The 445-nt window shown below is 62.5% G+C and carries 1 protein-coding gene; it reads left to right on the top strand.

Going from position 1 to position 445, the window contains the following annotated elements:
- On the top strand, nt 1-445 hold a 445-nt coding region (locus AC1D0P_RS29685; protein ID WP_477680009.1), incomplete at both ends, for a lyase family protein.

Here is a 445-nt window from a genome sequence, read left to right as displayed (position 1 = left end):
CCTCGATCGAGCGGCTGGCGACGGAAATCCGCCACCTGCAGCGCACCGAAGTGCTGGAGGCGGAGGAATATTTCTCGCCCGGCCAGAAGGGTTCCTCGGCGATGCCGCACAAGCGCAACCCGGTGCTGACGGAGAATCTGACAGGCCTTGCCCGCATGGTCCGCTCTTTCTCGATTCCCGCCATGGAGAATGTGGCGCTCTGGCATGAGCGCGACATCTCGCATTCCTCTGTCGAGCGGATGATCGGGCCGGATGCAACGATCACGCTTGATTTCGCTCTGGCGCGGCTGACCGGCGTGATCGACAAGCTGCTGGTCTATCCCGAGAACATGATGAAGAACCTCAACAAGTTCCGCGGACTGGTGCATTCGCAGCGCGTGCTTCTGGCGCTAACCCAGGCCGGCGTGTCGCGCGAGGATGCCTATCGGCTGGTGCAGCGCAATGC

Source organism: Polaromonas sp. P1_G2 (genome assembly GCF_056405515.1).
This window is presented reverse-complemented; position numbering and strand designations above follow the sequence as displayed.